This is a genomic window from Vibrio sp. SCSIO 43097 (genome assembly GCF_023650755.1).
Lineage (GTDB): Bacteria > Pseudomonadota > Gammaproteobacteria > Enterobacterales > Vibrionaceae > Vibrio > Vibrio alginolyticus.
Window position 1 is genome coordinate 970,473 of the sequence record NZ_CP071841.1, and the last position, 26,163, is coordinate 996,635.

22 protein-coding genes and 1 pseudogene are annotated in these 26,163 nt (G+C 47.5%); 13 read left to right on the plus strand and 10 right to left on the minus strand.

Going from position 1 to position 26,163, the window contains the following annotated elements; genetic code table 11:
- Positions 1 to 41: 41 nt before the first annotated feature.
- Both J4N40_RS20675 and J4N40_RS20680 read right to left on the minus strand, forming a co-directional pair.
- Entirely contained in the window at positions 42 to 944 is a 903-nt protein-coding gene (locus J4N40_RS20675; protein WP_005373741.1) for a LysR family transcriptional regulator, read from the minus strand.
- 80 nt (positions 945 to 1,024) lie between these two features.
- Positions 1,025 to 1,894, minus strand: a complete 870-nt coding sequence (locus J4N40_RS20680; RefSeq protein WP_005387011.1) for an AraC family transcriptional regulator — start codon at positions 1,892 to 1,894, stop codon at positions 1,025 to 1,027.
- A gap of 124 nt (positions 1,895 to 2,018) precedes the next feature.
- Here J4N40_RS20680 and J4N40_RS20685 point away from each other — a divergent pair, with 124 nt between their 5' ends.
- Complete coding sequence (locus J4N40_RS20685; RefSeq protein ID WP_017819834.1) at positions 2,019 to 3,167, plus strand: aminotransferase-like domain-containing protein; 1,149 nt, start codon at positions 2,019 to 2,021, stop codon at positions 3,165 to 3,167.
- A gap of 412 nt (positions 3,168 to 3,579) precedes the next feature.
- The gene (locus J4N40_RS20690) at positions 3,580 to 4,608 is read left to right on the plus strand and encodes a hypothetical protein (RefSeq protein ID WP_136976618.1); all 1,029 of its coding nucleotides are present in this window, start codon (positions 3,580 to 3,582) and stop codon (positions 4,606 to 4,608) included.
- Positions 4,609 to 4,687: 79 nt separating this feature from the next.
- Here J4N40_RS20690 and J4N40_RS20695 read toward each other — a convergent pair whose 3' ends face one another.
- Positions 4,688 to 5,014, minus strand: coding sequence for a DUF4156 domain-containing protein (locus tag J4N40_RS20695; protein WP_025767966.1), 327 nt, complete (start codon positions 5,012 to 5,014; stop codon positions 4,688 to 4,690).
- Between the two features lie 224 nt (positions 5,015 to 5,238).
- On the opposite strand from J4N40_RS20695, the gene J4N40_RS20700 reads away from it, so the two are divergent.
- Positions 5,239 to 5,949 carry a lipoate--protein ligase family protein gene (locus J4N40_RS20700; protein ID WP_136976619.1) on the plus strand — a complete coding sequence of 237 codons (711 nt, stop codon included), beginning with the start codon at positions 5,239 to 5,241 and terminating at the stop codon, positions 5,947 to 5,949.
- Between the two features lie 59 nt (positions 5,950 to 6,008).
- On the opposite strand, the pseudogene J4N40_RS24690 reads toward J4N40_RS20700, so the two are convergent.
- Positions 6,009 to 6,086, minus strand: a pseudogene (locus tag J4N40_RS24690) (VOC family protein); the annotation flags it as partial.
- Between the two features lie 148 nt (positions 6,087 to 6,234).
- Between J4N40_RS24690 and J4N40_RS20705 the strand changes: the two are divergent.
- The gene (locus J4N40_RS20705; protein WP_136976620.1) at positions 6,235 to 7,803 is read left to right on the plus strand and encodes a DEAD/DEAH box helicase; all 1,569 of its coding nucleotides are present in this window, start codon (positions 6,235 to 6,237) and stop codon (positions 7,801 to 7,803) included.
- Between the two features lie 106 nt (positions 7,804 to 7,909).
- On the opposite strand, the gene J4N40_RS20710 is transcribed toward J4N40_RS20705, so the two are convergent.
- Positions 7,910 to 10,789: an MGH1-like glycoside hydrolase domain-containing protein gene (locus tag J4N40_RS20710; protein WP_250654485.1), complete on the minus strand. Its 2,880-nt coding sequence runs from the start codon at positions 10,787 to 10,789 to the stop codon at positions 7,910 to 7,912.
- A 220-nt stretch (positions 10,790 to 11,009) separates the two neighbouring features.
- On the opposite strand from J4N40_RS20710, the gene J4N40_RS20715 reads away from it, so the two are divergent.
- The gene (locus J4N40_RS20715; protein ID WP_017447931.1) at positions 11,010 to 11,921 is read left to right on the plus strand and encodes a LysR family transcriptional regulator; all 912 of its coding nucleotides are present in this window, start codon (positions 11,010 to 11,012) and stop codon (positions 11,919 to 11,921) included.
- Here the strand turns inward: J4N40_RS20715 and J4N40_RS20720 are convergent.
- Complete coding sequence (locus J4N40_RS20720; protein ID WP_054702564.1) at positions 11,874 to 12,809, minus strand: LysR family transcriptional regulator; 936 nt, start codon at positions 12,807 to 12,809, stop codon at positions 11,874 to 11,876. The two genes, J4N40_RS20715 and J4N40_RS20720, sit on opposite strands and share 48 nt — an antisense overlap.
- Positions 12,810 to 13,008: 199 nt before the next feature.
- Here J4N40_RS20720 and grxB point away from each other — a divergent pair, with 199 nt between their 5' ends.
- Entirely contained in the window at positions 13,009 to 13,638 is a 630-nt protein-coding gene (grxB, locus tag J4N40_RS20725; protein WP_170896898.1) for a glutaredoxin 2, read from the plus strand.
- 10 nt (positions 13,639 to 13,648) lie between these two features.
- Complete coding sequence (locus J4N40_RS20730) at positions 13,649 to 14,773, plus strand: alkene reductase (RefSeq protein ID WP_170896897.1); 1,125 nt, start codon at positions 13,649 to 13,651, stop codon at positions 14,771 to 14,773.
- An 82-nt stretch (positions 14,774 to 14,855) separates the two neighbouring features.
- Here J4N40_RS20730 and J4N40_RS20735 read toward each other — a convergent pair whose 3' ends face one another.
- From J4N40_RS20735 to J4N40_RS20745, 3 genes are read right to left on the minus strand one after another with little or no spacing between them, the layout of a single operon-like run.
- Entirely contained in the window at positions 14,856 to 15,914 is a 1,059-nt protein-coding gene (locus tag J4N40_RS20735; protein ID WP_250654486.1) for a zinc-binding dehydrogenase, read from the minus strand.
- A gap of 4 nt (positions 15,915 to 15,918) precedes the next feature.
- Positions 15,919 to 16,431, minus strand: coding sequence for a 2,4'-dihydroxyacetophenone dioxygenase family protein (locus tag J4N40_RS20740; RefSeq protein ID WP_023585584.1), 513 nt, complete (start codon positions 16,429 to 16,431; stop codon positions 15,919 to 15,921).
- 40 nt (positions 16,432 to 16,471) lie between these two features.
- Positions 16,472 to 17,233 carry an SDR family NAD(P)-dependent oxidoreductase gene (locus J4N40_RS20745; protein ID WP_054702561.1) on the minus strand — a complete coding sequence of 254 codons (762 nt, stop codon included), beginning with the start codon at positions 17,231 to 17,233 and terminating at the stop codon, positions 16,472 to 16,474.
- Between the two features lie 131 nt (positions 17,234 to 17,364).
- On the opposite strand from J4N40_RS20745, the gene J4N40_RS20750 reads away from it, so the two are divergent.
- Entirely contained in the window at positions 17,365 to 18,387 is a 1,023-nt protein-coding gene (locus tag J4N40_RS20750; RefSeq protein ID WP_250654487.1) for a helix-turn-helix domain-containing protein, read from the plus strand.
- A gap of 20 nt (positions 18,388 to 18,407) precedes the next feature.
- On the opposite strand, the gene ehuR is transcribed toward J4N40_RS20750, so the two are convergent.
- Positions 18,408 to 19,841 (minus strand): MocR-like ectoine utilization transcription factor EhuR, encoded by a 1,434-nt coding sequence (gene ehuR / locus J4N40_RS20755; RefSeq protein ID WP_250654488.1) that lies wholly within the window; start codon positions 19,839 to 19,841, stop codon positions 18,408 to 18,410.
- A 271-nt stretch (positions 19,842 to 20,112) separates the two neighbouring features.
- On the opposite strand from ehuR, the gene doeA reads away from it, so the two are divergent.
- The 5 genes from doeA (at position 20,113) to J4N40_RS20780 (ending at position 26,087) form a co-directional block, all read left to right on the plus strand.
- Positions 20,113 to 21,300, plus strand: coding sequence for an ectoine hydrolase DoeA (gene doeA / locus J4N40_RS20760; RefSeq protein ID WP_005373780.1), 1,188 nt, complete (start codon positions 20,113 to 20,115; stop codon positions 21,298 to 21,300).
- Positions 21,301 to 21,354: 54 nt separating this feature from the next.
- Entirely contained in the window at positions 21,355 to 22,362 is a 1,008-nt protein-coding gene (doeB, locus tag J4N40_RS20765; RefSeq protein ID WP_005373782.1) for a N(2)-acetyl-L-2,4-diaminobutanoate deacetylase DoeB, read from the plus strand.
- 124 nt (positions 22,363 to 22,486) lie between these two features.
- Positions 22,487 to 22,966, plus strand: a complete 480-nt coding sequence (locus J4N40_RS20770) for an Lrp/AsnC family transcriptional regulator (protein ID WP_005387046.1) — start codon at positions 22,487 to 22,489, stop codon at positions 22,964 to 22,966.
- 155 nt (positions 22,967 to 23,121) lie between these two features.
- On the plus strand, positions 23,122 to 24,642 hold the full coding sequence (locus tag J4N40_RS20775) for an NAD-dependent succinate-semialdehyde dehydrogenase (protein ID WP_115386510.1): 1,521 nt from the start codon (positions 23,122 to 23,124) through the stop codon (positions 24,640 to 24,642).
- A gap of 41 nt (positions 24,643 to 24,683) precedes the next feature.
- Complete coding sequence (locus J4N40_RS20780) at positions 24,684 to 26,087, plus strand: aspartate aminotransferase family protein (RefSeq protein ID WP_213972246.1); 1,404 nt, start codon at positions 24,684 to 24,686, stop codon at positions 26,085 to 26,087.
- Positions 26,088 to 26,163 lie beyond the last annotated feature (76 nt).

The window sequence follows — 26,163 nt, forward strand, 5'->3', positions numbered from 1 at the left end:
CGGACCTTAAAAACAATGTATTCGATAATTGAAACTTATTATCACTTTTCCGCAAACTCCCAATAAGGTGGCGTGCCATAGTATTCAGCAAAGTAATCAATAAAGGCACGCACCTTAGGCGCAATTAAACGAGAGCTTGGGTACACAGCCCAAATCCCAGCATCCATCGCTAAAGGGTGATCTTCGAGTACTTCCACTAGCTGACCACTTTGTAATTCTTGATAAACACTCCAAACCGAGTTGATAGAAATACCTAACCCGTTTACCGTCGCGTCTCTCATCGCATCACCATTATCGGTTTTAAAACGACCAGAAGTTCTTACATTGAACATTCCATCTTTTGTATTGAATGACCAATTATTCATTCCAACTAAGTTAATACATTCATGATTCGTCAAGTCTTGGGGCTTGTTAGGTCTCCCAAATTGTTCAATATAATCTGGTGATGCAACGATAATACGACGATCTGGCGCAAGCTTTCTTGCGACCAATGAAGAATCTTTCAACTCAGCGACACGAATGGCGACATCAAAACCTCCCTCAACCAGATCCATAATGGAATCAGAAAATCGGCAGTCCACGGTTAACCCTGGGTAACGCGCCATAAAACCTTTTAATGCGGGCACAATATGCAAGCGACCAAAAGTTGCAGAGGCGGTTATACGTAATACTCCCGTTGGCGCGCTCTGCCCTGAGCCAACAGCTCCCCTTGCTGCCTCCACTGTTGCAAGGACCTCCTCCGCGTGAGGTAAAAATGCCTGCCCCTCTTCAGTTAAGGAAACTTTGCGTGTGGTGCGATGAACTAAACGAACTCCTAAGCTGTCCTCAAGTTTATTGATGTGTGCGCTAGCGACAGCAGGAGAAAGTCCAAGCTCCTGACCAGCCATGCTGATGTTGTGTGTCGAAGCCAAACGGACAAATAGCTTTACATGATCGATGTTCATTTAATTTTCAATTATTTGTAAAAAATCACCATATAGAGCTTAGCATTTTCTTCCTTACGGATAGTAAATAAATACTCCAGTTAGAAAAAGCTGATGGGCAGATAGAAGTCCAGCTCAAACGCCTCATCATGGCTGAGGAAATGGTTTTTATGATAGTGAACATAAGCGGGAGTAGAACGCTGCTTAAAGCCTGAATTCGGCAACCACTTCTCTAACACCATACTCAATTGAGGAAGAAGCTCTCCATATACCCCTGTTAAGCGAAAAACAGCATGCAAACCACCCGGAATCGTCATTTGATTCACGACACCGCGTACTTTAAGCGGCTTATCAATCGCCATACAAGCCACATAGCGACACTTATCGAGCTCGACCCAAGCGGGGTTGGAGTGATGCAAACCGTATTGAACCGAAAAGTCCCGATTCTCAGAGCTTGCCCACGCCTTCAAAATCAGCCACGCATTGCGAATGGAACGGCTATAACCCTCATGCCGCACATAAGCCGCAAAGCGTTGTGGAACCTCCATAATTTTAGGTTCTGGCAACTCGCGTTTCGCAACCCGATGATAACCCGCAGCCACTTCCGGATCTTTTAGATACGGCTTTTCTGCGACTTGTAAATCATGCTTTCGCCACGCACCAGGAGACATAGCGAACGTTGCTTTAAACGCTCGGCTAAAAGAAGATACCGAGCTAAAGCCGCACTTGTTAGCAATGTCTAACACCGATGAGCTGGTATCAAACATCAGTTGATTGGCGGCGTATTCCATTCTTGTGCGACGGATATATTGATGGACAGACTCCCCTACCACATCTTTAAAAATACGATGGAAGTGCTGTTCAGAATAGGCTGCTACATCTGCTAGCTCTTTAGCCGATAAATCTCTGCTAATGTCCTGGTGAATGTAAAACAGCACGTCATTGATTCTGGAAACTTGTTGATGGCTCACGGAGTAAACTTTCGCTTAAATAGCATAAATGGACATATTTAACAGCATAAATGGACACACCAAGCTTGGCAATTTACCTATACTATTTCTGACATAAAAAAGACAATTACGAGAAGCACAGCACATGGAAATCGCACAGTCATTACAACAAACTAAGTCATCCTACATCCGAGAGATCCTTGCAGCAGCGAGCGATAAGAACGTCATTTCTCTTGCAGGTGGCTTGCCGGACGAAAAAACCTTCCCGATCGACTTAATGAAACCGACGCTCGAAAACCTCGCTAATATGCCAGAGGTGTTTCAATACGGCGCAACAGCAGGCTACGCCCCGCTACTTAACTTTTTGACCGATTATTACCAGCTGCCGGAATCTCATTTGGCTATGATCACAACGGGCTCTCAGCAAGGGCTAGATTTGATTGCGCGTGCGTACGTGAATCCGGGCGATAAAGTGGTGATGGAAGCACCGAGCTACCTTGGTGCTATGCAAGTATTCGGTCTAGTGCAAGCCAACATCGTGACCGTTTCACAAACCGAGTGTGGTCCAAACCTTGAAGAACTTGAACAATGCTTTGCTACACAGCAACCGAAAATGTTCTATGCTGTGCCCGATTTTCACAACCCAACGGGCGTATGCTGGGCGCTAGAGACTCGCCAAAAAGTTGCCGAACTTTGTATCCAATACGACGTTGCATTCATTGAAGACGCACCATACCGCGAGCTGCGTTTTTCTGGTGAAGCACTGCCGCTAGTTTCGGATTTCTGCCCGCAGCACTCCATCGTATTGCGCTCTTTCTCCAAAATAGCTTCACCAGGCTTGCGTATTGGTGTAGTTACGGGCAAGAGTAGCTACCTTGAGCCACTCATCAAAATTAAACAAGGTGCCGATCTGCACTCTAGTATTCCTATGCAAGCTTTGCTGCATGGTCTACTGCAACATGACAACTTCGAAACGCACATTTCAACCATCTGTGCGCTTTACAAATCACGTTACGATGTCATGTTTGCTGAACTGCAAAAACAGCTGCCAGAAAGTTGCGTACTCAAACCCGTCGATGGTGGTATGTTCGTTTGGGTCGAAATTCCAGAATGCGACACCTTCGAACTGGCGAAAAACCTTCTCGCAAACTGGGTTGCTGTAGTGCCGAGCCCGGTCTTTTATCCAGAAGGTTCAAAGGTAAAAGCCGCTCTGCGTCTTAACTTTACCAATGCTACACCAGAAGAACTGACGACAGCTGTCTCTCGACTCGCGGATGTCCTCAACACGTTGTAATTGAGCGCGAGTGTAAGAACCTGCCTTTGAGATTCAAAAAAAAGTCTCAAAGGCAGCATCAAAAAAGTTCCCCAAAAAAATTTATATTTTTCCTTCAAATCAACTCTCTACAGTAAGTGCCTGTTTTCTCTTGAACCTCTCACTCATATAAAAATGAGAACTCAATCACGTATTTGATGGTTGGAAAAGTTACGTCTATCTTTCAGTCAAAGACATCAACTTCGCAGCGTTAATGCTCTCAATTTCAGACACTTTATCAATCGTGGCTTAGCGGTTGATAAACGACTAAAAAAGCATCTGTGGGCATACCCACTACGAAGGGTTGACCAGAACCATTCTGAATGTCGCGAGCCAATCTTTTGATTGGCAATTACGTCAGTGAATCGCACCAAATGACAGAGGGGTTATCAGGATGAATACTCGAACCACGACAGGACTCGTCACCATCGGCTGGTCCGTTACACTTTCACTTTTTACCGCATTCGCCGGGTATGCCAATACGTCGCCAAACTGTAGTGACGTATTAGTGGGCAACACAACCGCCGCATCGCAAAAAATGATAGTTTTATTAGGCGAAGACATCACCAAATCTAACCGTATCACTACGGTGATTCCTGCCGAAAACAATCCATTTGTGACCGAAGAACTGGTTTCGGTTTCTAACGACGTATCGCCAAACGGTCGTCTTTCACAAAAGAGTTTGGAAGAGATTCGGAAAGTCCGCTCAAATCTAGAGAAAGCAGCACAGGAAGTAAGCCGATTACAGGGCACTTTTGAAGTGGCTTTAATCAGTTTGATTGATGGTTACTGCCAATTTTCTAATCATAAACGTACTCAACATGCCAAAATCGACTTTGACCATTTGGAAGGCCTCACTTTGTATTCAATCCCCGCTTTAATAGCAATGGTCGATCAGTCGTACTACATGGCAAAGAATCGAATCGCTAATGAGCAGAAACAGTTAAGCGACATTGAAAAAGAGAAACAGAGGCAGAAACAGCAAGCAACTGCGGCAGCAGCCGCTCGTTACCAAGACAGTAACGTACTTGTAAGAGTCGAGAACTTTGATGGCGCTAATGTGACATTTTCCGTTACTAACATTGGTTCACAAGGATCATTGCAACCAAATTTCAACTCGTTTAATGCATATCGCACAGAAAGTGGAGAATTAATCTACAAGTCAGAATCTTTACTACACCTGGCGGATACTGCCGGTAACACACTTGAAACAATGGGTATCGCTGAGCTCTCATCACAAGGTGGAAGTGACATATCGATCTCTCCTGGAGAAACCCGAAAATTCGTTACTAGCATTGCTTCAGAAGTCGCGCCACATACGCTGTTGAGCTTAGAGTTTCCAGCCAAAGTGCTTAATACTGAGCGAGACTTTACATTGTCGTTTTCTGATACATCAGCGGTGGCGACAGCAAACGTTAATTAACGCAAAGTAGCCAGTATTTGTAGAACGCATCAAAGACAGGCGAGCAGCGCCTGTCTTTCAATTATGATCAAGCCAATAGCTACTGTTTGCACTTGTAAGCATTTGCAAACATCGTCACTGACGTAGAAAAGCTCAACGGTTGATACAAGTACAAGGTATCTGCGCCTAAATCCGCCGCCTTGATGCGCATTTGGTTTAGCGTCCCCCAAACCATGTCTTTATCTGCATGAAGCCAGTAGTCGTAAAAGTGTCCTTCTGAGCCGATCACGGTACCCATTAGTTCACAGTTTTCAATCGCATTCACATTGTCCCAAAGCACCTGTACTTGCTCAGATTCTTGCGTTGGGAAAGTCACACATCCCGTTAATGATGCCGCTAACGCGAGAGTCATCACTCGCTTTTTCATACTTATATCGCCAAAATTTTTCATAGATGGCAGATTTTATGAATGGCTGATGTGATGACTAGCAAAAACTTTTTATCGCGTGTTCAAGCAGAATTAATGGACAACGGAAAAGATCCAAAAGGTGATCATGCAGCTAGCGAGCAAAAGCCTAATCACTCAGACCTAGCAATAAAGCTGTACCTGAGATACAACAGTAACGATTAAATAGCCGCGAGGGATAGAGTTTGGTTGCTAAAAATAAGCTAATTCGCTACACAGCTACGGAAGTCGCTGATGCATTTGACAAAGAAGATGAGCTCATTAAACAAGTTCAGTCCAACCAACTCTCGCAAGTGCTATTGCTTTGGCAAGTAAAAAGTCCAACGCTCGTGCTTCCCGCGGGTAAGAAATGGCCAGTGTCTAATGAGTTAGAACATGCGTTAAATACGTCTGGCTGGAAGCTCTTTTCTCGTAAAACCGGTGGTGCCCCAGTCCCTCAGGTGCCAGGTATTATCAATCTATCCCACATTTACCACTGGCCAGAAGGCGAGCCTTACAACATCAAAAAAGCGTATCTCGATTTATGTGCAATATTAACGGTTTTCTTTAAACAGCTCGGCGTGAAAGTGGATGTTCATGCTACGCCTTATTCCTACTGCGATGGCGAGTACAACCTCAACATTGGCGGGCAAAAAGTCGTGGGAACCGCGCAGCGTGTTTTACTTAAAAAAGGCGGCGGACAAGTGGTATTGTCACAAGCATGCATTCTGATTGATGCCGACGTCGAGAAGATTGTCGAACCAGTACGAATGTGTAATCAGCTTTGCGGTCACAGCGATAATATTCGTGGTGATGTCCACACACCGCTCTTCCATCATGTATCCGACCGCCCATCGGTAGATTCGCTCTTTCAGCAATTGACGAGTGCGTTTTTAACGCATGCAAAAGCGGAGTAATGAAAGGAGCAAGCCTCCCCCACACTCCGAACAGCATTTGATAAACTAAAACTGCATACCGTGATAGCGATGTAAGAATGGGCATCGCCAACGTAAAACCATTCAATCGATCGACCAAACCAGTTATCAGTTTTGCCTGCCAAAAAGAAATGAGATCCAGTTCAAATATTTATCCATGACGGAATTAGTTGAAGCCTGCGCGTAAAAGCCTCAGAATGTCGCACTTTTCGCACCGATTTGTTTTCGGCGCGTTGTTATCTAACTCTACAATTGAGAATCATACATATGGGTTTTACCTCGTTAGGTCTATCTGCTCCAATCCTTAAAGCTATTCAAGAGAAAGGCTACGACACCCCTTCGCCAATTCAGGCAAAAGCAATTCCTGCTATTTTGGAAGGGAAAGACGTAATGGCAGCAGCGCAGACTGGTACAGGTAAAACTGCAGGCTTTACGCTACCGATTCTTGAGCGTTTATCGAACGGCCCTCGCGTTCGTGCTAACCAAGTTCGAGCACTGATCCTAACGCCAACACGTGAGCTTGCAGCTCAGGTGCAAGAAAACGTATTTATGTACGGCCGTCATCTTCCACTAAGCAGTGCGGTTGTTTTTGGTGGTGTGAAGATCAACCCGCAAATGCAGCGTCTTCGCAAAGGTGCGGATGTGTTGGTCGCGACACCAGGGCGCCTGATGGATTTGTACAACCAAAATGCGGTGAAGTTCGACCAACTGGAAGTGCTAGTGCTCGATGAAGCAGACCGTATGTTGGATATGGGCTTTATCCGTGACATTCGTAAGATCCTAGCTCTGCTACCAAAACAGCGTCAGAACCTACTTTTCTCGGCGACTTTCTCGGATGAAATCCGTGACCTTGCGAAAGGCTTGGTGAACAACCCGGTTGAGATTTCAGTGAACCCGGCAAACTCGACGGCGAGAACGGTTGAGCAAAGCATCTACCCTGCAGACGTGAAGAAAAAAGCACCGATGTTGGTTAAATTGATCAAAGACGGCGATTGGAAGCAAGTGCTGGTGTTTACGAAAACGAAACACGGCGCAAACCGTCTGGCGAAGTTCCTGATCGAACAAAATCTACCGGCTGCTGCCATCCACGGCAACAAGAGCCAAGGCGCACGTACCAAAGCACTGGCGGATTTCAAATCGGGTGAAATTCGTGTGTTGGTCGCGACGGACATTGCTGCGCGCGGTATCGATATTCCGCAATTACCGCAAGTGGTGAACTTTGAGCTACCGAAAGTGGCAGAAGACTACGTTCACCGTATTGGTCGTACTGGCCGCGCGGGCGAAGTAGGTAAAGCGATTTCACTGGTGTGTGCGCTAGAAGCATCTGAGTTGTTTGCGATTGAACGTTTGATTCAAGAAGTACTACCACGTAAAGAGTTGGAAGGTTTTGCGCCAACCAATGTGGTGCCAGAATCTAAACTGGATACGCGCCCAATCAAACCGAAAAAACCTAAGAAGCCGAAAAAACCAAAAGCGCCAAATGCTGCAAGTGAAAACGCTCCAGCAACCGAAAAGAAAGCAGGCAATGGTGCAAACAAACCTAAGCGTCGCTTCAACGGTGGTAACAACGGCAACAAAAACAGCACCAACCAAGGCGGCGCGGGCAAGCCTAAAGGCAACCGTGAAGGCCAAAGTCGTGCAAACAGTAAACCAGATGACCGCAAACCTAACGGCAACAAGCCAAATGGTAATAAACCGAATGGAAATAAACCAAACGGTAATAAGAGTGGCAACGCTGGTAAACCGTCTGGTAACCGCAAGCCAAACAATGCTAAGCCTGCAGGAAACAAACCGTCAGGTCAGCGCCGTAAGCCTCGTCCGCAAGCTGCAAACTAACCTGTAAACGGCCCCCGATAGCAAATACAACAAAGCCGCTGATAATCTCAGCGGCTTTGTCTTTCTTAGAACACAGTTTTCTAGAACACTGCTTTGTTAAAACAGCCTACATTAAAGGTGTGATTCGAATATCTGCGATTTGCGCTTCGTTCTTTTCACCCTCAATACCACCAGCATAGATATAGGTTTCATTCGATGTGAGGTAACTCATATTGAAGTGGTCCTTCAGCGCGATCTGATAGGTTTTCCCCTGCTCCAACGTCACTTCAATTGGCGTTGAGTAACGCATACCTTGGTTTTCACCAATATGGCCCATCTGCAAGTAACCTTGGCCAACCACTTTACCTGCATCATCCAATACCTCTAACAATTTCACGGTGTTCGTGATACCAGTATTAAGTTGCCCTAGGTTATTGTTGTACCAAGCATCGAACTGGTAAGTGCCCGTTACAGGAGCTGTAAACGACTCTGCACCTTTTACGACGCCGCTGTCTTTGCTCACCGTAACCACTGAGACATTGTCTTTGAGTGGCTGATATTCGCCATCAAGTTTGATGCGGCTCTCTTCACCGACACAAACTGGTTGGCTTGGGTTAGAACGGAAGCCTTTATCGTTAATGCTTTCAGCCAAATAACAAGCAAAACCTGTTGGCGTGTCGGAATAAGATTGAGCAATCACGTTCTTTTGAATCAGCTCGCCATTGCGATACAAGTTCACGTTGTACTTGCTCGTCACGTCAATCGAAACCGAATTCTCAACGCTTTTTACCACCAATGTTGGCTCTTGCGGAGAATAAACGCGACTGTCTTCACTCACATACGGTTTCACCCCAGAAACTAAAGTAATGCTGCTATCTACATTCACAAACGCGCCCAGTGTCACGTGGAAATGCCCCTCTTCGTCCATCGTGACATTTTCAACTGGGTAGTAACCTGTTTCATCTTTGCTTACTTCAGGCAAGTCAATCGTTACCGAGTAGTTCTTTCCTTTGAAGGCAAAGTTTTCCAACGTGATTTGTTCAGACTGAGCCAACAAGTTATTGCGCACCCAGCTTGTGATAAACGGCTTCACTTCCAACTTGCCCGTTTCGGTATGGATGCCGAATAGGGTCTCTATCACCATGTTCAAGTAGCCACCCACAGACCAAAGCTGACGCTGAGAGTTAATCACTGGGCCATCCATGCTTGGATCTTCACCATGATCACTATGGATGATGAATGACTTACCAGAAAGCCACTCTAAGTTTTCCATGTTGGATAAATTGGTCGCTGTACCACGAACCAACGATTGAATGGCATTGTTCGCCGCAGCCACGTTTTGTGTTTGATGCGCGGCGCGCAAGCTGTACGCGGTAACAAATGGCCAAATTGCGCGGTTATGGTACACAGGCACATCCGGTTGTTGAGGGAAGTAAACCGGCACGCCAAACTCACTGTGTGGGTAATTGGCCATGATTTGTTTCGCCTGCGCATCACTTGCCACGCCACTGATGATCGCCAACGCTTCACCCAACATGTCGTATTTGTCGACCGCGATGTCTTTGCCATTGTCAAACAAATAGCTTACGTACATACCGCGTTCGGCATTCCAAAACTGGTCGTTGATAGCGGTTTTTAACTGCTCAGCCCACTCGGTGTATTTGACCGCGTTGGTTGAATCGAACTTCTCTGCCAACTTAGCCGCGAGCTGAATCGCGCGGTAGTGAACCACGTTTGTCGATAACGCTTTGCTGCTACCAATCGCATTGACATCGTTTGGCGTCCACGTTGAGTAAGTTTGCTCACGCCAATCGAGGAATGATTGCTCACCAGTGTATAAACCGGATTTCGCATCAAAAGCCGCCAGGCGATCGGCTTCAAGTGTATTACTGATAGCGTTATATGCGCGCTCAGCAAACTGGTTGTACTCTTCTCCATCCAATGCCGAAAGTAAGCGTTCTGCACCAAGCGCCCAAGTCGTGCGGTCGGTACTGATTGGCCAGCTGCCGCCAGTGCCCGTGTCTTGCACAATCTGCTCGCCATCGTATTGCTGATCGGTCGTGTCGCGGAAAGCGGACAATTTGAAATTCAAACCATTTTGCACGCGAGTTGGATTCATCAATGCAAGCGAAAGGTCTGCTGCGTACGCCAAATCACGCGTCCATACGTAATGCCACTTCGCGCCCGTCTCAAAAACTTCCGCTTTGATTGGGTTGTTGTAGTTGTAATTGCCGTCTTTGATTTCAGAAACAGCAAGCTGGTCTAGCTCTTTCATCGTCAACGCAAACAACGCATCAAACGCGACATCATCCGACACCACTCGCGGCCCTGTTTGTTCATTAATCACTAAGCCTTGGTCGAGCGCATCACGCAATTCTGTCGTCGTTGAAATACCAAATTCACGCAGTTCAGCTTTAGGATCTTTCACCGAGAAAATCACGGTATCACTCGAGTCATCGTAATTGGCGAACAGTTTCACTTCTCTGCTCTGATGCCCTTCATGCACCATTGCAGGGTCGAGAATCGCATCAGAGTAGTATTTTTCCGCTTCTTCTTGCGTTGCTTTCGTCACAGTCATTGTCGCGCGACTTTCATCGGCAAAGCTCACAGAAAACTTGTAATACCCTTTGTCTTCAAACGTGATCTCAGAGTTGCAATCATCGTTCATACACGCTTCATTCGTGTCTGGTTTTGGCAGGTACTCTTGAGCTTTATCGAACGCCGCGGGCTCCTCAAAATAGGTGTATTGGATCTGCCAACCCGGATCAGCAATCTTGAACTGATTGCTACCTCGGGCGACGCGCAGTACGGTTTCGTACTCGTTATTACCCAAATAGTTTAGCTTGGCATGCTCTGCCGTGCCCCAATCCCCATTTAAACCACGTAAATATAAGTCGGCTGAAATAATTGGTTTGTCGACCGGCACAGGCGCATCAGAGGAATCTGACCCACATCCAGCAAGACCAATACAAGACGCGACAGCAAGCGCAATAAAACTCGGTTTCATGTTCATCCCTTAGATTGTTGTTTTGGCGACAGTCTAAAGAACACCCTTTTGAGGGGAAAATAGGAAGTCAGGAGCGAGCTATAGATAACATCTATACGTCAGACCCCAACAGTGATGTAGATCTATGAAATGCGCATAATTTCAATCAAATGAGATTACAGATTTGTGATTTATAAATGAAATTGTGCAAAATACCCCTCGTTCTTAGAGGGGAAAGAAAATGGACAAATCTCTGCAGCAATTTTTACTGGTTGCACGCTGCCAAAGCATCAGCGCTGCGGCAAGAATGGCAGGGTTAAGCCAGCCAACGGTAACAAGCAATTTAAAGAAGCTGGAAGAGAATCTCGGCGTAACGCTGTTTGAACGTCACCCTAATGGCATGGTGTTGACCGAATACGGGCGCATCCTCTATCGCCATAGCAACGCGATGCAGCATGAATACAACCAAATGATGCAAAGCATTGATGAGCGGAAACAGTACCAAGTCGGAAAAATTAAAATGGGTACTGGCGATGCGTGGTGGCCGCTGTTCGTCAAACAAGCACTCAATGACCATCTGACCAAGCAGCCATCGGCATCTACGCACGTCGAATTTGGCAACCACTTAGGCTTGATGGATTCATTAATCAACGAACAGATTGAATTCTTCATCGGCCACGAGATTGTCGGCTTGTCGTCTAAATGCGATGTTACGTTTATTCCGCTATTTCAAACGGTTGATGCCTATTTTGTTTCCCCAAACCATCCACTGCTAGGGAAAACCGTCACCGAAGAGATGCTGCACGAATACCCCGCTCTTTCGGTCACTTATGACGCGAAGAAATTCGCTCACGTCATCGATAACCCAATCCCGAAACAAAATGAACGCGAAAGGCAGCAACTGGATGACCGACCGACTTACGAAGTGGATTCTCTGCTCGCCAGTATTGATGTACTGAAAGAAAGCGTCGCGGTGATGTCTTATACCCGCCATCTGCAACCGTATTTGGAATCCTTTGGCTTACGATGCTTAACCATGAAAAACGAACCAAACCCTGGCACCGTCGGGATTTATCGCCACCGCCGAGAAACCTCGGAATCGCATCTAGATCTGATTGCGGGCATCACTCAGCGCGCTAAATTGCTCAACTAGAAAGTCCAAAAACAGGCGAACTCTTTTCGGTTGATATTGACGGCTTTGATAAATGACATGCAGATCCGCTTCAGCACCTTGCGAGAAGGCGCTGAAGTTTTTCATATACCCATCCAAAACCGTTACTAAACGTTGCTGTTTGAGGTCTTGCTGAATATCTAAAATCGATTTCAACGCAATCCCCGCCCCCTCCAACGCCCATTGTCGAATCACTTCACCATCATCAGAAAAGCGCTTTGGCGTGACCGTGATCGTTTGGTGAGACTCTTCATCTTTAAAGTGCCACGTTTTTAATTCTTCATTGCTGCGCACCATGGCTAAGCAGCGATGATCCGCGAGATCTTGTGGGCAGTTTGGGACACCTTGCTTCGACAAATAGTCAGGTGATGCGCACAGCACGCGTTGACTCGACGCCAGCCTGCGCGAAATGAGATTGCTGTCCGCTAACTCGCCATAACGAATCACCAAATCGAGCCCCGATTCAGCCAAGTTCGATAAATTGTCATTAAGATAAAGATAAGGCGTCACATCCGGATATTGCTCAGAAAAAGCCGACACCATCGGCGAAATAATTTGTTTGCCAATATCTCGTGGAGCTGAAATTTTCAACGTTCCGCGCACTTGCGAAATACCCGTTTGCAGCAAGTTTTCCGTCTCTTTCACGCTATCAATGATGTTAAGACAAGCTTGATGGTACATTGCCCCTGCGTCCGTGAGTGATACGTGGCGTGTGCTTCGGTTGAGCAGCTTTACGCCATAGCGTTCTTCTATCGCTTGCAGCCTTGCCGTTACCGTCGCCGGAGACAAACCTAACTCCCTTCCCGCCGCTGCCAGACCTTGATGTTTAACGATGCTGACAAACAACGTCATATCCGAAAACTTATCCACCTTCGCGCCCTTATTATTTGGAAAAACTGAATAATCAATTCAGATATAACCCAATTATCAAATTAAGTCGAATCCATATACTGACCCTATCGACATTGTTTAGACCCAGAACGTTATGTGACAGGGCAAAGTTAAACGCCGTAACGCTGTTCAACGCACAACAACACGCCCTACCCAGCCAAGAGATAGGAAACAAAAAATGAAACTGTACATTTATGAACATTGCCCCTTTAGCGCCCGCGTCCGTTTTGTCGCAGGCATGCTGAATATTCAGCTCGACGTCATCAACATTGCTTATGACGACGAGAGCACCACCACAAACATCATCGGCGCAAAACAAGTTCCTCTTTTGATCAAAGACGATGGTGAAGCGATGGCGGAAAGCTTAGACATCATCAACTACTTCCTTGAATTGGCACCTTCCAGCGAAAACAGCCAACCCTCCAAACCGGTTTTAGACTGGCAAAAACAAGCGTTTTTACCGCTACAAAAAGTCGGGTATCCGCGTTGGTCAAACATGACGTTACCGGAATTTGCAACAGAAACCGCTAAACAAGCATGGCGTGCAAAAAAAGAAACCGAAGCGTTAAATTTTGAAGCCTTGATTAACGATACACCTGCGATTGCGAAAGAAGTCGCCGCTTTGATAGAACAAACCAAACCCTTGCTCAACCTAAGTTCAGAAAAGCAAACGTCACTGGTTGATCAAGCCATTATGTTTTCCATTCTACGCGGCTTTTTCAGTGCGCCCGAAGTGCAATGGGATCCAGCCGTACTTCACTGGATGGCAACCGCTCGTAAAGCGACCAACGTGCCTGTACTTATCTAAGGAGCGCAACATGCAACAAAGAACAAATAAGCTGTTTGAACCAGCTCAACTAAAAGCGTTGTCACTACAAAACCGTATTGTCATGGCACCAATGACTCGCGCACGCACCACTCAGCCTGGCAACATCCCGAATGAGATGATGGCAACGTATTATCAACAGCGCGCTTCTGCCGGGCTGATCATTTCCGAAGCCACGCAAATTTCGGACGATTCTCAAGGCTATTCGTTCACCCCTGGCGTTTACACCGATGCGCAAGTGGCGGGCTGGCAAGGTGTGACCAAAGCGGTCAAATCACAAGGCGCAGCGATGTTTTGTCAGCTATGGCATGTGGGCAGAGTCTCTCACCCAACATTCCAAAATGGTGAACAGCCTATCGCACCATCTGCGCTCGCTCCGGTAGAGACGCAAGTTTGGATTGCAGATGAACAAGGCAACGGCAATATGGTCGATTGTGTTGAGCCTCGCGCCATGACACAAGCGGATATCAACCGAGTTGTCGGTGATTTCGCGAACGCAGCCAAACGCGCCATTGAATCGGGTTTTGATGGTGTAGAAATCCACGGCGGGAATGGGTATCTGATAGACCAGTTCTTAAGAACCAATTCAAACCATCGAACAGACAACTACGGCGGTTCACGAGAAAATCGTATCCGTTTTCTTATCGAAGTAGTGGATGCAGTTATCGCCGCTGTTGGTGCGCATCGAGTTGGAGTGAGATTGGCACCATTTATTACGTTTAAAGATATGGACTGCCCAGATATCGTGCCAACGATCTTAGAGGCATCAAAACAGCTACAGGAGCGCGACATTGCCTACTTGCACTTGTCCGAGGCCGATTGGGCCGATGCACCAACGATTCCAGAGACGTTCCGAATCGAACTTAGAAAGCGCTTTCGCAACGCTATCATTGTCGCAGGTCGCTACAATCCTCAACGAGCAAACGAAGTGTTAGAGAAAGGCTACGCGGATCTTGTCGCATTCGGACGGCCATTCGTAGCAAACCCAGACTTAGTCTCTCGCTTGCAACATCACCATCCGTTGGCAGAACTCGATGGCTCAACGTTGTTTGGCGGAAACGAACGAGGCTACACCGATTACCCTGCTCTGCAACAGGAATGCGCAGAACAGGCCTAACAAAAAAGCCCCAACCTAGCTGCTACGGTTGGGGCTGTCACCAAACTAAAATTGGTTTTAGCTAGCTAAATCTGGCTAAGAGTTAAATCACTTCTAACGCGCCGCTGCGCCAAGGTTCGATAACCACTTTGATGTGGTCGTTGGGAGTCATTAACTGTCTAAACGCATCTTCCACACCATCGATCCCTACTTTGGCAGTGAGCATTTTCTGCCAAGGCAACTTATGTTCGGCAATCGCTTGTAGGCATTGCTCAAACTCGTGCGGTTGGTAGTAGTAAGAGAATCTCAAGTCGAGCTCTTTTACCGTTGCGTACGCGTAGTTAATGATTGCGGGTGTCGTATGGATACCCGAGATGACGATTCGCGCTCGGGCAGGGGCGCGGCGCATAAAATCATCAATCAAGGTATGCTTGCCCACACATTCATAAATGACCAGACGTGAGTTCATCGCGTACTGCTCACCAACGGCGATCTCGTCTTCCTTGGTCGGGTTGATCAATCGATTTGCGCCAAACTCGCTGGCAAGTTGCAGCTTTTCTTCCTGAAGATCGACCGCAAGAATATTGCTGACGCCACGTTGTTTCAGTGCAGCAATCACAGCCAGCCCTATAGGACCGCAACCGACAACCAGCGCTGTTTCTTCCGTCTCGATTTCACTGCGATTGACCGCGTGCAAACCGACCGCCAGTGGTTCAGTCAGTGCCGCCGCCTCAGATGGCATTCCGTCTGGCACAGGTAGCAATAACGCTTCATCAAGCAGGAAGTACTCAGAGTAAGCGCCATAAGTACCCGGAGTAACACCAACGCCCGCGCCATTTTGGCTGAGCAACATCGGCACTGAGGTGACTCGGCTACCAACGGACAACGTTTGCTGCGTATCGGCACCGTATTCGATAATTTCCGCACAGAACTCATGCCCCAACATCACTTGAGCGTGCTCACCGGCTTCATCAGGCATCAACCCGAGCTGGTGGAATACATCAAATACCTCATCCGCGTGTCGAGTAATGTGAAGGTCGGAGCCACAAATGCCACAGGCAAGGCTGCGAACCAACACTTGTCCCGCTGCAGGTTTAGGGATTTCGACTTGCTTCAGGCGGACACTACCATCTTGCATTACGATACTGTTCATCTGTTGCATGGGGTTACTCCGCTAGCTCATCGCTTAGGCCAGCAATCGCACCCGGTTTGATGTAACGCGCGGTAAAGCCTTGTGCTTTCGCTGTTGCAATAACAACTTGCTCAATCCAACCTGCATCCATGATGTTGATGAAGTTACCTTCTTCGTCAAAGTTAATGTTGGCACCTTGGATCACCATAAATCCGTCGGCACCGCCTGAGCTTTCAGGGCAGTGGAAGGTATGAATTGAACCGCCCGGCTCATATAAGTAGCTGCCAGCGGTTTGGACTTGGTCCGGATACTCGATGTAGTGCCAAGCGCCACTCAGGGTATAGAAATGCACCACACCAGTGTGGTAGTGCTTAGGCAGAGTGATACCCGGTTTGAATTTGGCGCGAACCACCCAAGTCCCGTTTTCTGGATCAAGAAACAACGGGTAAACATCCACACCCGGTAACGCGTCTTCGATGATCGACTCTTCATTAGTATTAAGAGTTAATAAGAAATCTTGGTGCTGAATAACTTCTGGTAATGACATAACTTACATCCTCGCTATTGCTGTAATGTGGCGTACTCGCCTATCCCATAAGTGGGTACTTAAAATTCTCGAAACCGTCAGATGCGCTGATGGTACAACCGTTGATACAGTTGGCTTTCTCGCTGACCAGAAACGCCACCACATCAGCAATCTCTTCTGGTTGTGTGAAGTTTTGACGCATCTGTTCTTTGCGGATGTGGTCCCACAGGCCAATCTCTTCGTATTGCCTTAACATAGGAGTATCAACGCGTCCCGGAGCGACAGCGCAAACACGAATACCCAATGGTGCGAGTTCTAATGCGGCGCATTTGGTCATCATATCGACTGCGGCTTTACTGACGTTGTAGGTAAAGGTCATCTCAGACGCCATTCGTGCGTAAACAGAAGAAGTATTGAGGATCACGCCCGGCGTGCCTTGCGCTTGGAATTGTCTTCCAGAGGCAAGAATGCCGTAGTAAACGCCATTTTGGTTGACCTTAGAGATCGGCTCAAAATCGGCAATTGGGTCGTGGTCAAGCAGAGGTTTCGGGGCGCCGATGCCCGCGTTGTTGATCATGATGTCAAGCGAGCCAAACTGTTCGGCTGCATGCTTGACCATGGCTTCCACTTCTTGGTATTCGGTGACGTCCGCAACAAATGTTCGTAGCTGATCTGCATCGAAGTCTTGATACACATTCAGTGATTGAGGGGAAATGTCGACAGCAAGTACTTTCGCGCCTTGTTCCAGCAGTTTGTGAATAATGGCTTGGCCAATTCCACCCGCAGCGCCGGTGACAATCGCGGTTTTATTGATAAGTTCCATACGGCTTCTCGTCCATGTGTTGTTGTTATCAAAATGTAACTTAGATCAACTCATTGACACTCACTTGACCTTTTGCGAAGTAAATTTGATATATTGCGATTTACAACCTGTTAACATTCAAAAATCAAGACATGTATATCGTACGAAGTGGCGCTGCCGATAAATTTGATAGCTTGGTTTCCGAACTGGGGCAGAATCCGGTTGAGATTATGGCTGCCGTCGGGCTGTCTGCGGCGCAGTTTCGCAATCCCGATACGTATCTCGCCTACCCTAGGCTGGCTGAATTGCTGGAGGAAGCGGCTGCTCGTTGTCAGCAACCGCTGTTTGGCGTGTTGCTCGCCGAGCGTCAAAACCTACAGAGCTTGGGAGACTTGCCAATGCTGGTTTCCCGGGCGCAAACGGTCGGTGAAGCCTTGGCGCGGGTGAATGATTTTCTCTATCTGCATTCGTCAGGGGTCACTCTCAACATGACGCCACAAGATGATTGGGTACGGTTGTCGCTCAATATTGATGTGCACAGCGAACGAGGTATCGCGCAGCTGATGCAGCTCAGTGTGTCGCACTTAGCCATGTTTGTTGCGAGCCTGCTTGATATTGAAGCGAGCCACTTCTCTTTACACCTCACCCAACACGCGAGCTTCGAGGCAGAACAGAGCGAATTTGCCCAGAAGAGCAAACTGCGTTTCGGTGATAAGTTTGACGGTATCCTACTTAAAGCGACTCTGCTTAACGCTAAGAACCACCAAGATGAAGACGCACTAGAGCGCCATTTTCAACAGCACCTCAAAGAGCTGCAAACCCGTTACCCCAACAATCTCAGTGACCAAGCAGCAAACATGATTGGCCGTCTGCTCTCAACCGGAGAATGCAGCGTTGAGCGCGTTGCAAGAGCATTGGACCTGCATCCGAGAATGCTGCAAAACAAGCTGAAACAACAGGGCACAAATTATCGGCAGCTTTTACAACAAGTGCGTCAGGATTTCGCCGAACAGCGATTGCATGAGAATATTCAGAGTATTACCGATATCGCGTTGCAACTGGGCTATGCAGAAACTGCGGTCTTCAGCCGCCACTTTCGCCGTTGGACGGGGAAATCGCCGAGACAATGGCGACAAGAAAAAACTCAGTTACAAACGTTTAAGCCCATCAGATAAAAGCATAGATAACCTATCGTTCAGACCAAAAAGTGTGAGGTGGGAGGGTTGGTATCGAGAATTTCAGCAATCACAGATAACCCGTGTTTGATGTAGCCTCGGTTTGTTTCTGCTCCCAAGCTGATTCGCACGTAAGGCATTGGCTGATTAGTATCGAGAACAAACGGTTTATATCCCGTAATCTGCACCCCTGAACGCTTAGCCGAAGCAACCAGGTCATCGCTATTCCACTGCTCGGGTAGTCTCAACCAAATGTGCTGTCCATTCGGGTGCGAGCTATAAACATGCCCTTCTAAAGCGGCTTTTGCTATTCGCTGTCGCTTAGCAAACTCATTGACTTGAAAGCGAATAAGTCGATTTAACGTACCGTTCTCGATCCACAAATGAGCGACTTCAAATGGTAATGGAGTCGCGGACCAACTCGTTGCCGCTAAACGACCAATCGCGTGCTGCAAAAAATGACGTGGGACCGTCAGATAGCCAGTGCGCATGCCTGGCGCTACAACTTTGGTTAAACTGGTGACATAGAAAGCTTGTTCGGGTAACAATGTGGCAAGGGGTGGGACACGGTTAGGTTCTAGTGCTCCATACACGTCATCTTCAATGACATAGATGTCGTATTGCTGCGCAATATTCGCTATCGCCTCTCGGCGTGCAAGATCCATATGCGCACTAGTCGGGTTAGCCATGCTAGGTGTGCAACACAATACCTTGATTGGTTTGTGTTTACATGCCCATTCAAATGCATCCGGCGTTATACCAAACTCATCCATTTCAAGTGGTTGCAACTTAAATCCAAGCATTCTCGAGCGAGAGATCAAGCCATGATCAACCAAGTGACCACAAGCAACTAAATCACCGTGTTCAACAACTGTGCTTAAAGCCAACGTTAAACCATGGCATGCACCATTTGTGAGTAATATCTGATCGGCACCCACATCCAGCCCTTGGCTACTTAGAAATCGTGCTCCTGACTCAATATGATGAGGCTGACCTGTTACCGGCTTTGCTTTACTGATCAAACCACGATTGTTTGTTTGCCCAGCAATCTCCATTAACGCCTGATTAAAAAGCGTAATGTGGCGATCGGTCACCACTGGATGTGCAATCGACATATCAATTTCATCCGGCGTTTCTTTCATCTCTTGTGTCAGCATGAACTCCGTGTCCGTACTTTCATCCACAAAACCTGATTTGACAAAAGTACCATTCCCAACCCAAGACTCGATCGCCCCTTTTTTCTCTGCATAACCATATGCATGGCTCACCGTTTGTACGCTGACGCCAATTTGCTCTGCAAACTCACGATGTGTGGGTAATCGAGTTCCCGGTTTTAGATAACCACTGCGGACACATTCGACAAGATAGTTACCAATGGAGATGTATTTAGCGGTGCCTGGCCGAACGATCGGGTTCAAAGAAATTGTCATGACACAATATTTTAATTGATTCATTTTTAATGCTCATTGTAACTTCCATTTAACAAATGGCGAACTTTAACTCACAAAACGAGGTGAAATGCACAAAAATAAACCACAATTGTAATGATTGACATGAAATGTATGGGTTAAACAAACATGTTAAACAGCATCGTTCAATCCAAATACAACCCCAGAGGTAAATTGCAATCATTTTTAACGCAGATCTGGCTAGCTGGTAGAAGGTAGAAATACCTCAGCGTCTCCGAAGGCCCATAAGGCGTCGGATTTCTAACAAGGAGAAAATATGAGAGGCGTTGCTTTGCATTTTACACTGGATGAGTTCCAGGATCGGTTAACGAAAGTTCGGCAATCGATGGAAGAAAGAGAATTGGATGTCCTTATCATTCATGACCCTTCTAACATGGCGTGGCTGACAGGCTATGATGGGTGGTCTTTTTACGTGCCACAATGTGTCGTTGTTGGTCCATCTGATGAACCTGTTTGGTTTGGACGCTGCCAAGATGCCAACGGAGCATACAGGACTGCGTATATGTCGGCAGAAAACATTACCTACTATCCAGACCATTATGTAATGAACCCGCCGTTACACCCGATGGATTTCCTAGTCGAAGCCGTACTGGCTCCGCGCCTTTGGGATCGTGGTCGCATCGGCGTAGAAAAAGATAACTATTACTTTAGCGCCACCGCTTACGAATCACTCACTACGCACCTACCGAATGCTCAACTTCTCGATGCAACTGGACTAGTCAACTGGTGCCGCGCCGTTAAATCCGATCAAGAACTGGCGTACATGTACCGTGCCGCTCGCATTGTTGAAAATATGCACCGCGTCGCGTTCGACATGATTGAACCTGGATTACCGAAACACCACCTTGTTGCCGAGATTAACCGCCAAGCCGTGCTCGGGCATGAAGACCACTTTGGCGATTACACCGCGATTGTGCCGCTTTTGCCATCAGGTTCTGATGCTTCCGCACCTCACCTGACTTGGGATGACAGACCCTTCAAGAAAGGCGAAGGGACGTTTTTTGAAATCGCAGGGGCGCACCGCCGTTACCATTGCCCACTCTCACGCACTATTTTTCTTGGCGAGCCTGACGACAAGTTTAAACGAGCCGACGAAGCCCTGACTCTAGGACTTGAAGCGGGCTTGAAAGTGGCAAAGCCCGGAAATACCTGCGCCGACATCGCCAATGCACTAAACCAGGTTCTCGATAAAGCGGGATTCTCACGCGAAGGTGCCCGTTGTGGCTACCCAATAGGTTTGAGCTACCCACCAGATTGGGGGGAACGAACCATGAGTTTGCGAGACACCGATAAAACCATCTTGAGAGAAGGCATGACATTCCATTTTATGCCGGGGCTGTGGTTCAAAGATTGGGGGTTAGAAACAACGGAAAGTATCGTCATTACCCATGATGGAGCAAAAACATTGTGTGATTTTCCACGCCACTTATTTGTTAAACACTAATTTTTCAAACCTTAAGCTCTGTTGAGCCAGGTCTGAGAACTAAAAGGACTTGATATGCAAAAAAGCTCGATCACAGCCACCATAGACTTTGACCGAGAAGGTGTACAGCACGGCTTTTTAACGCTGCCCTATTCACATGACGACTCCGCTTGGGGCAGTATTATGATACCTATCACCGTGATCAAAAATGGTCACGGACCAACCGCACTGCTTACTGGCGGTAATCACGGAGACGAATACGAAGGCATCACCAGCCTGCTAAAATTGACGAACTCGCTTCAGGCAGATCAAATCCAAGGTCGTGTCATTATTGTACCCATGATGAACTTACCTGCGGTACAAAATGCCTCACGTACGTCGTTTATCGATAAAGGGAATTTAAATCGCAGCTTTCCCGGCAACCCCATAGGCACAGTGACCGAGAAAATTGCGGATTATTTTACTCGTTACCTAGTTCCTAAGTGCGATTTTGCGTTAGACATTCACTCAGGTGGTAAAACGTTAGATATCGTGCCGTTCGCCGCTGCCCATCGTCTCGACAATCTCGATCAAGAAGAAGCCTGCATATTAGGTGCAAAACTGTTTGGCGCACCTTACACCATGATCTTGCTCGAAATGGACGCCACCAGCCTGTATGACACTGCCGTGGAGTCTCAGGGAAAAATCTTTGTTACCACCGAACTAAGAGGCGGCGGAACCAGCACTCCAGAAACCATCGCTTATTCCGACCGTGGCATTCGCAACTTCTTACGCTTCTCAGGCAACTTGCCCGGTGACTACGAACAACCAACCCAACCAACTAAGTTATTAGATATGCCTGATGCAAGTTGTTATGTGCAAAGCCAACACCACGGCATCACAGAATACTTATTTGATCTTGGCGATACCGTCAAAAAGGGCGATGTATTAGTGAGAATCTTCTCGACCGAGCGCACAGGTACCGCCCCCGTTGAGTACAAGTCACAGCGCAATGGTATTTTCGCGGCACGTCGTTTTCCTGCTATGGTGAATATCGGTGACACTATCGCAGTTATAGCCGAAGACTGCGGCGAGATAGGCTGATTGAAAAGCCAACTAAAGAAATCAAAACAAATGGCATACCAGAAGCAAACTGGAAAGCACCTTATAACAACGACCAGTCATCAGCCTTTCATGAAATGATTAGTATTCTACAGGGAGACTCATTATGCGCCTCGATCGCTACGACGTAAAAATTCTACAAATACTTCATGATAATGGTCGTATCACCAAATCTCACCTTGCCGAGGCCATCAACCTATCCGTGAGCCCTTGCTGGGAGCGCGTCAAAAAACTGGAAGAAGCAGGCATCATTGAAGGTTACGGAGCAAAAGTAAATACCGATATTTTGTTCAAACGAACGTCGGTTATGGTTGAAGTTACGCTCAAAGAACACAACGCCCAAGCGTTCAAACGCTTCGAGCAACTGGTTCAACATTCACCAGAAGTCACTGATTGCTATGCCACGGGCGGTGGTATCGATTACATCCTTAAAATTCAGTCAGAAGATATCGACCAATATCAGCGGCTTATCGACAACTGGTTAGACTCAGATGTGGGCATTGAGCGCTACTTTACTTACATTGTGACAAAAACAATCAAACGTGATGCGGGCACATTCGAAGTAAACCAAAACGCTTTGTTATAAAAGGGAAAATGCGTATCAGGCGTGAACAGAAAAAACACCATATTTAACGGCACTAAAAAGAAAGTTCTGACGTTTTAAACCTCGGTATCAGAAATTATTTCGGTCACTTCTCCATTACAGTTTCATTATGGACAACGATGCTGGGAGAAGGACTCATGACAGCACTGCACAGCTTACACGCTGAAGAATTAAAAGCCTCGCACGACATGATGGCGATAATGAAAGACGTACGTTTGGTGAGAGGTTTAGCGTACGTGAATGGCAAATGGGTAAGTGGTGATCAATTTCATCCGGTGGATAATCCAGCAGATGGCACGGTCATCGGTTACATCACTAAGCTATCTCAGCAACAACTCTATCAAGCGATTGATGAAGCCGACCAAGCCTTTCGTCAATGGCGAAAAATGCAAGCAGAAGAGCGCGCTGAAATTCTCATGCGTTGGCACGACCTGATTCTAGAATCAAAGCAAGATCTTGCTCATTTGATGGTGATGGAGCAAGGAAAAACACTAGGTGATGCTGTAGGTGAGATTGACTACGGCGCATCCTTTGTTCGTTGGTTTGCCGAAGAAGCACGCCGCTGTTATGGCGAAACCATCCCAAGTCATATTCCGAATGCGCAGCTATCAACGGTGCGCGAGCCAATTGGTGTCGCAGCACTGATTACGCCATGGAACTTTCCTAATGCCATGATCACACGCAAAGCCGCAGCCGCACTAGCAATAGGCTGTCCGGTGCTCATTAAGCCCGCCAGTGAAACGCCTTTTTCTGCGTTAGCGTTGGCAGAGTTAGCAGACCGAGCTGGCTTTCCACCTGGTGTATTTAACGTGATCACTGGCGATGCGGTGATGGTGTCACAAACCTTGTGTCACTCCGATAAAGTCAAAGCGCTCTCGTTCACAGGCTCAACTCGAGTAGGCAAACTATTGCTACGCGACGCGGCACAAACCGTGAAGAAGTGCAGTATGGAACTCGGTGGTAACGCCCCTTTCATCGTGCTGCCAGATATGGATGTCGAGCAAGCAGCCAAAGCCGCCGTGGATGCGAAGTTTCAAACCGCAGGACAAGACTGCTTGGCCGCAAACCGTATTTTCGTCCCTGACGATAAGTACGAAGCGTTTTTGGAAGCGTTTGCCAAAGAAATGAGCCACATCGTTTTGGGCAATGGCTTAGACGAAAAAAACACCATGGGACCACTTATTAATCGCACTGCGGTGGATAAAGCGCATGATTTGGTGCGTGACGCGCTCGACAAAGGCGCGCGATTGGTAGCGGGATACCACCAGCCCGTACCAGGCGAAAACTTCTTCGCGCCGACATTGCTAGCCGATGTCACCCCTGAAATGGCGGTGTATCGCGAAGAGAATTTTTGTCCTGTGGCAGGCGTATTGCCTTACCAAGACTTAGATACCGTGATTGAAATGAGCAACGACACTGAGTACGGCTTAGCTGCCTATGTTTATGGTCACGATATTCACCAAATTTGGCACTGCATGCGCGGTTTGGAGTTTGGCATGGTGAGCGTGAACTCCGTCAAAATGACAGGGCACCCTATCCCATTCGGCGGCGTGAAACAGTCTGGTCTTGGACGAGAAGGAAGCCGTCACGGATTTGAAGAATACAGCGAAATCAAATACTGCTGCTTAGGCGCTTTACCAACCGTCAGTGGCAGTTGAGACACGAAATATGGATATCCAATTATTCGAGGAGAAGGATCATGAGTAACAAAACCCAACAACTTTTAGAGATCGATCGTCAGAGAGTATTTCATGCCTCAACCCACCTGAAGCAGTATTCGGCCGGGGAGCTTTCGGGAAGAATTATCTCGAGCGGAAACGGAATACGCATCACCGATTCAGAAGGCATCGAGCTGATAGACGGCTTTGCCGGGTTGTATTGTGTAAACATTGGCTATGGCAGGACCGAAATGGCCGATGCGATTTATGAGCAAGCCAAAGAACTGGCGTACTACCACACTTACGTCGGTCATACGAACGAAGCGCTCGTGACACTGTCAGATCGCATCATCAAAATGGCACCTGAAGGCATGAGCAAAGTTTACTACGGCATGTCAGGCAGCGACGCGAACGAAACTCAACTTAAGTTGGTGTGGTATTACAACAATGCTCGTGGTCTACCAGAGAAGAAAAAAATCATTTCGCGTGACCGCGGCTACCATGGTTCAAGTATCGCGTCCGGTTCAATGACAGGTTTACCGCTGTTCCACGCCCATTTTGATTTACCACTTGAGCGTATCAAACACACCATCGCGCCATATTATTATCGCCGTGAAGACGAGAGTATGTCTGAGCTTGAATTCTCTCAATATTGCGCAGTTCAACTCGAAACGATGATCTTGGAAGAAGGCCCAGAAACGGTGGCAGCAATGATTGCGGAACCAGTGCTCGGTACTGGCGGTATTGTGCCACCACCAGCAGGGTACTGGCAGGCGATTCGCAAAGTACTCGACAAATACGACGTACTCTTGATTGCGGATGAAGTGGTGTGTGGCTTTGGTCGCCTCGGCTCCGATTTTGGCTCACTCCACTACGACATGAAACCAGATCTCATCACGGTAGCGAAAGGGTTAACCTCAGCGTATCAACCGCTGTCTGGCGTGATCGTCGGTGAACGAGTTTGGAGTGTGCTAGAAAACGGCACCGACCAATGGGGCGCTATCGGACACGGTTATACCTACTCTGGTCACCCAATGGGAGCGGCAGCCGCGAACTGCAACCTCGATATCATTGAACGTGAAGGCTTAGTGCAAAACGCGGCCGAAGTCGGCGCTTACTTGCAGCAACGTATGGCAGAGACGTTTAACGATCATCCATTAGTCGGTGATACTCGTGGCGTTGGCTTGTTGCATGCGTTGGAGTTTTCTTCAGACAAGCTTCGCCGAGCACACTTTGATCCAAACTTGAAAGTAGGCCCGCAAATCGCGGCGGCCTGTTTAGAGCAAGGCTTAATCGCTCGCGCTATGCCACATGGTGACATCCTCGGTTTTGCTCCACCGCTTATCGCGAATCGCAACGATATAGACACCATTGTCGACAAAGCGCATCAAGCGGTAAACAAAGTGATAGATAACCTCGTCACATCTAAACAGTGGCAGCCATAACCCACCTAGATTTCAGTAATGCTCGCGGGCTTTGGAGAAGGTCCGCTTTGCACTTTCCATTAAAGAGATAACAAGC

What these genes read in the sequence shown, in the direction of transcription:
- J4N40_RS20715 (WP_017447931.1), top strand. Translation starts at nt 11,010, where the DNA reads ATGGACAAATCTCTGCAGCAATTTTTACTGGTTGCACGCTGCCAAAGC.
- J4N40_RS20775 (WP_115386510.1), top strand. Translation starts at nt 23,122, where the DNA reads ATGACAGCACTGCACAGCTTACACGCTGAAGAATTAAAAGCCTCGCAC.
- J4N40_RS20710 (WP_250654485.1), bottom strand. Translation starts at nt 10,789, where the DNA reads ATGAAACCGAGTTTTATTGCGCTTGCTGTCGCGTCTTGTATTGGTCTT.
- J4N40_RS20705 (WP_136976620.1), top strand. Translation starts at nt 6,235, where the DNA reads ATGGGTTTTACCTCGTTAGGTCTATCTGCTCCAATCCTTAAAGCTATT.
- J4N40_RS20690 (WP_136976618.1), top strand. Translation starts at nt 3,580, where the DNA reads ATGAATACTCGAACCACGACAGGACTCGTCACCATCGGCTGGTCCGTT.
- J4N40_RS20695 (WP_025767966.1), bottom strand. Translation starts at nt 5,014, where the DNA reads ATGAAAAAGCGAGTGATGACTCTCGCGTTAGCGGCATCATTAACGGGA.
- doeB (WP_005373782.1), top strand. Translation starts at nt 21,355, where the DNA reads ATGCAAAAAAGCTCGATCACAGCCACCATAGACTTTGACCGAGAAGGT.
- J4N40_RS20780 (WP_213972246.1), top strand. Translation starts at nt 24,684, where the DNA reads ATGAGTAACAAAACCCAACAACTTTTAGAGATCGATCGTCAGAGAGTA.
- J4N40_RS20685 (WP_017819834.1), top strand. Translation starts at nt 2,019, where the DNA reads ATGGAAATCGCACAGTCATTACAACAAACTAAGTCATCCTACATCCGA.
- J4N40_RS20750 (WP_250654487.1), top strand. Translation starts at nt 17,365, where the DNA reads ATGTATATCGTACGAAGTGGCGCTGCCGATAAATTTGATAGCTTGGTT.
- doeA (WP_005373780.1), top strand. Translation starts at nt 20,113, where the DNA reads ATGAGAGGCGTTGCTTTGCATTTTACACTGGATGAGTTCCAGGATCGG.
- J4N40_RS20735 (WP_250654486.1), bottom strand. Translation starts at nt 15,914, where the DNA reads ATGCAACAGATGAACAGTATCGTAATGCAAGATGGTAGTGTCCGCCTG.
- J4N40_RS20740 (WP_023585584.1), bottom strand. Translation starts at nt 16,431, where the DNA reads ATGTCATTACCAGAAGTTATTCAGCACCAAGATTTCTTATTAACTCTT.
- ehuR (WP_250654488.1), bottom strand. Translation starts at nt 19,841, where the DNA reads ATGAATCAATTAAAATATTGTGTCATGACAATTTCTTTGAACCCGATC.
- J4N40_RS20745 (WP_054702561.1), bottom strand. Translation starts at nt 17,233, where the DNA reads ATGGAACTTATCAATAAAACCGCGATTGTCACCGGCGCTGCGGGTGGA.
- J4N40_RS20770 (WP_005387046.1), top strand. Translation starts at nt 22,487, where the DNA reads ATGCGCCTCGATCGCTACGACGTAAAAATTCTACAAATACTTCATGAT.
- J4N40_RS20675 (WP_005373741.1), bottom strand. Translation starts at nt 944, where the DNA reads ATGAACATCGATCATGTAAAGCTATTTGTCCGTTTGGCTTCGACACAC.
- J4N40_RS20730 (WP_170896897.1), top strand. Translation starts at nt 13,649, where the DNA reads ATGCAACAAAGAACAAATAAGCTGTTTGAACCAGCTCAACTAAAAGCG.
- grxB (WP_170896898.1), top strand. Translation starts at nt 13,009, where the DNA reads ATGAAACTGTACATTTATGAACATTGCCCCTTTAGCGCCCGCGTCCGT.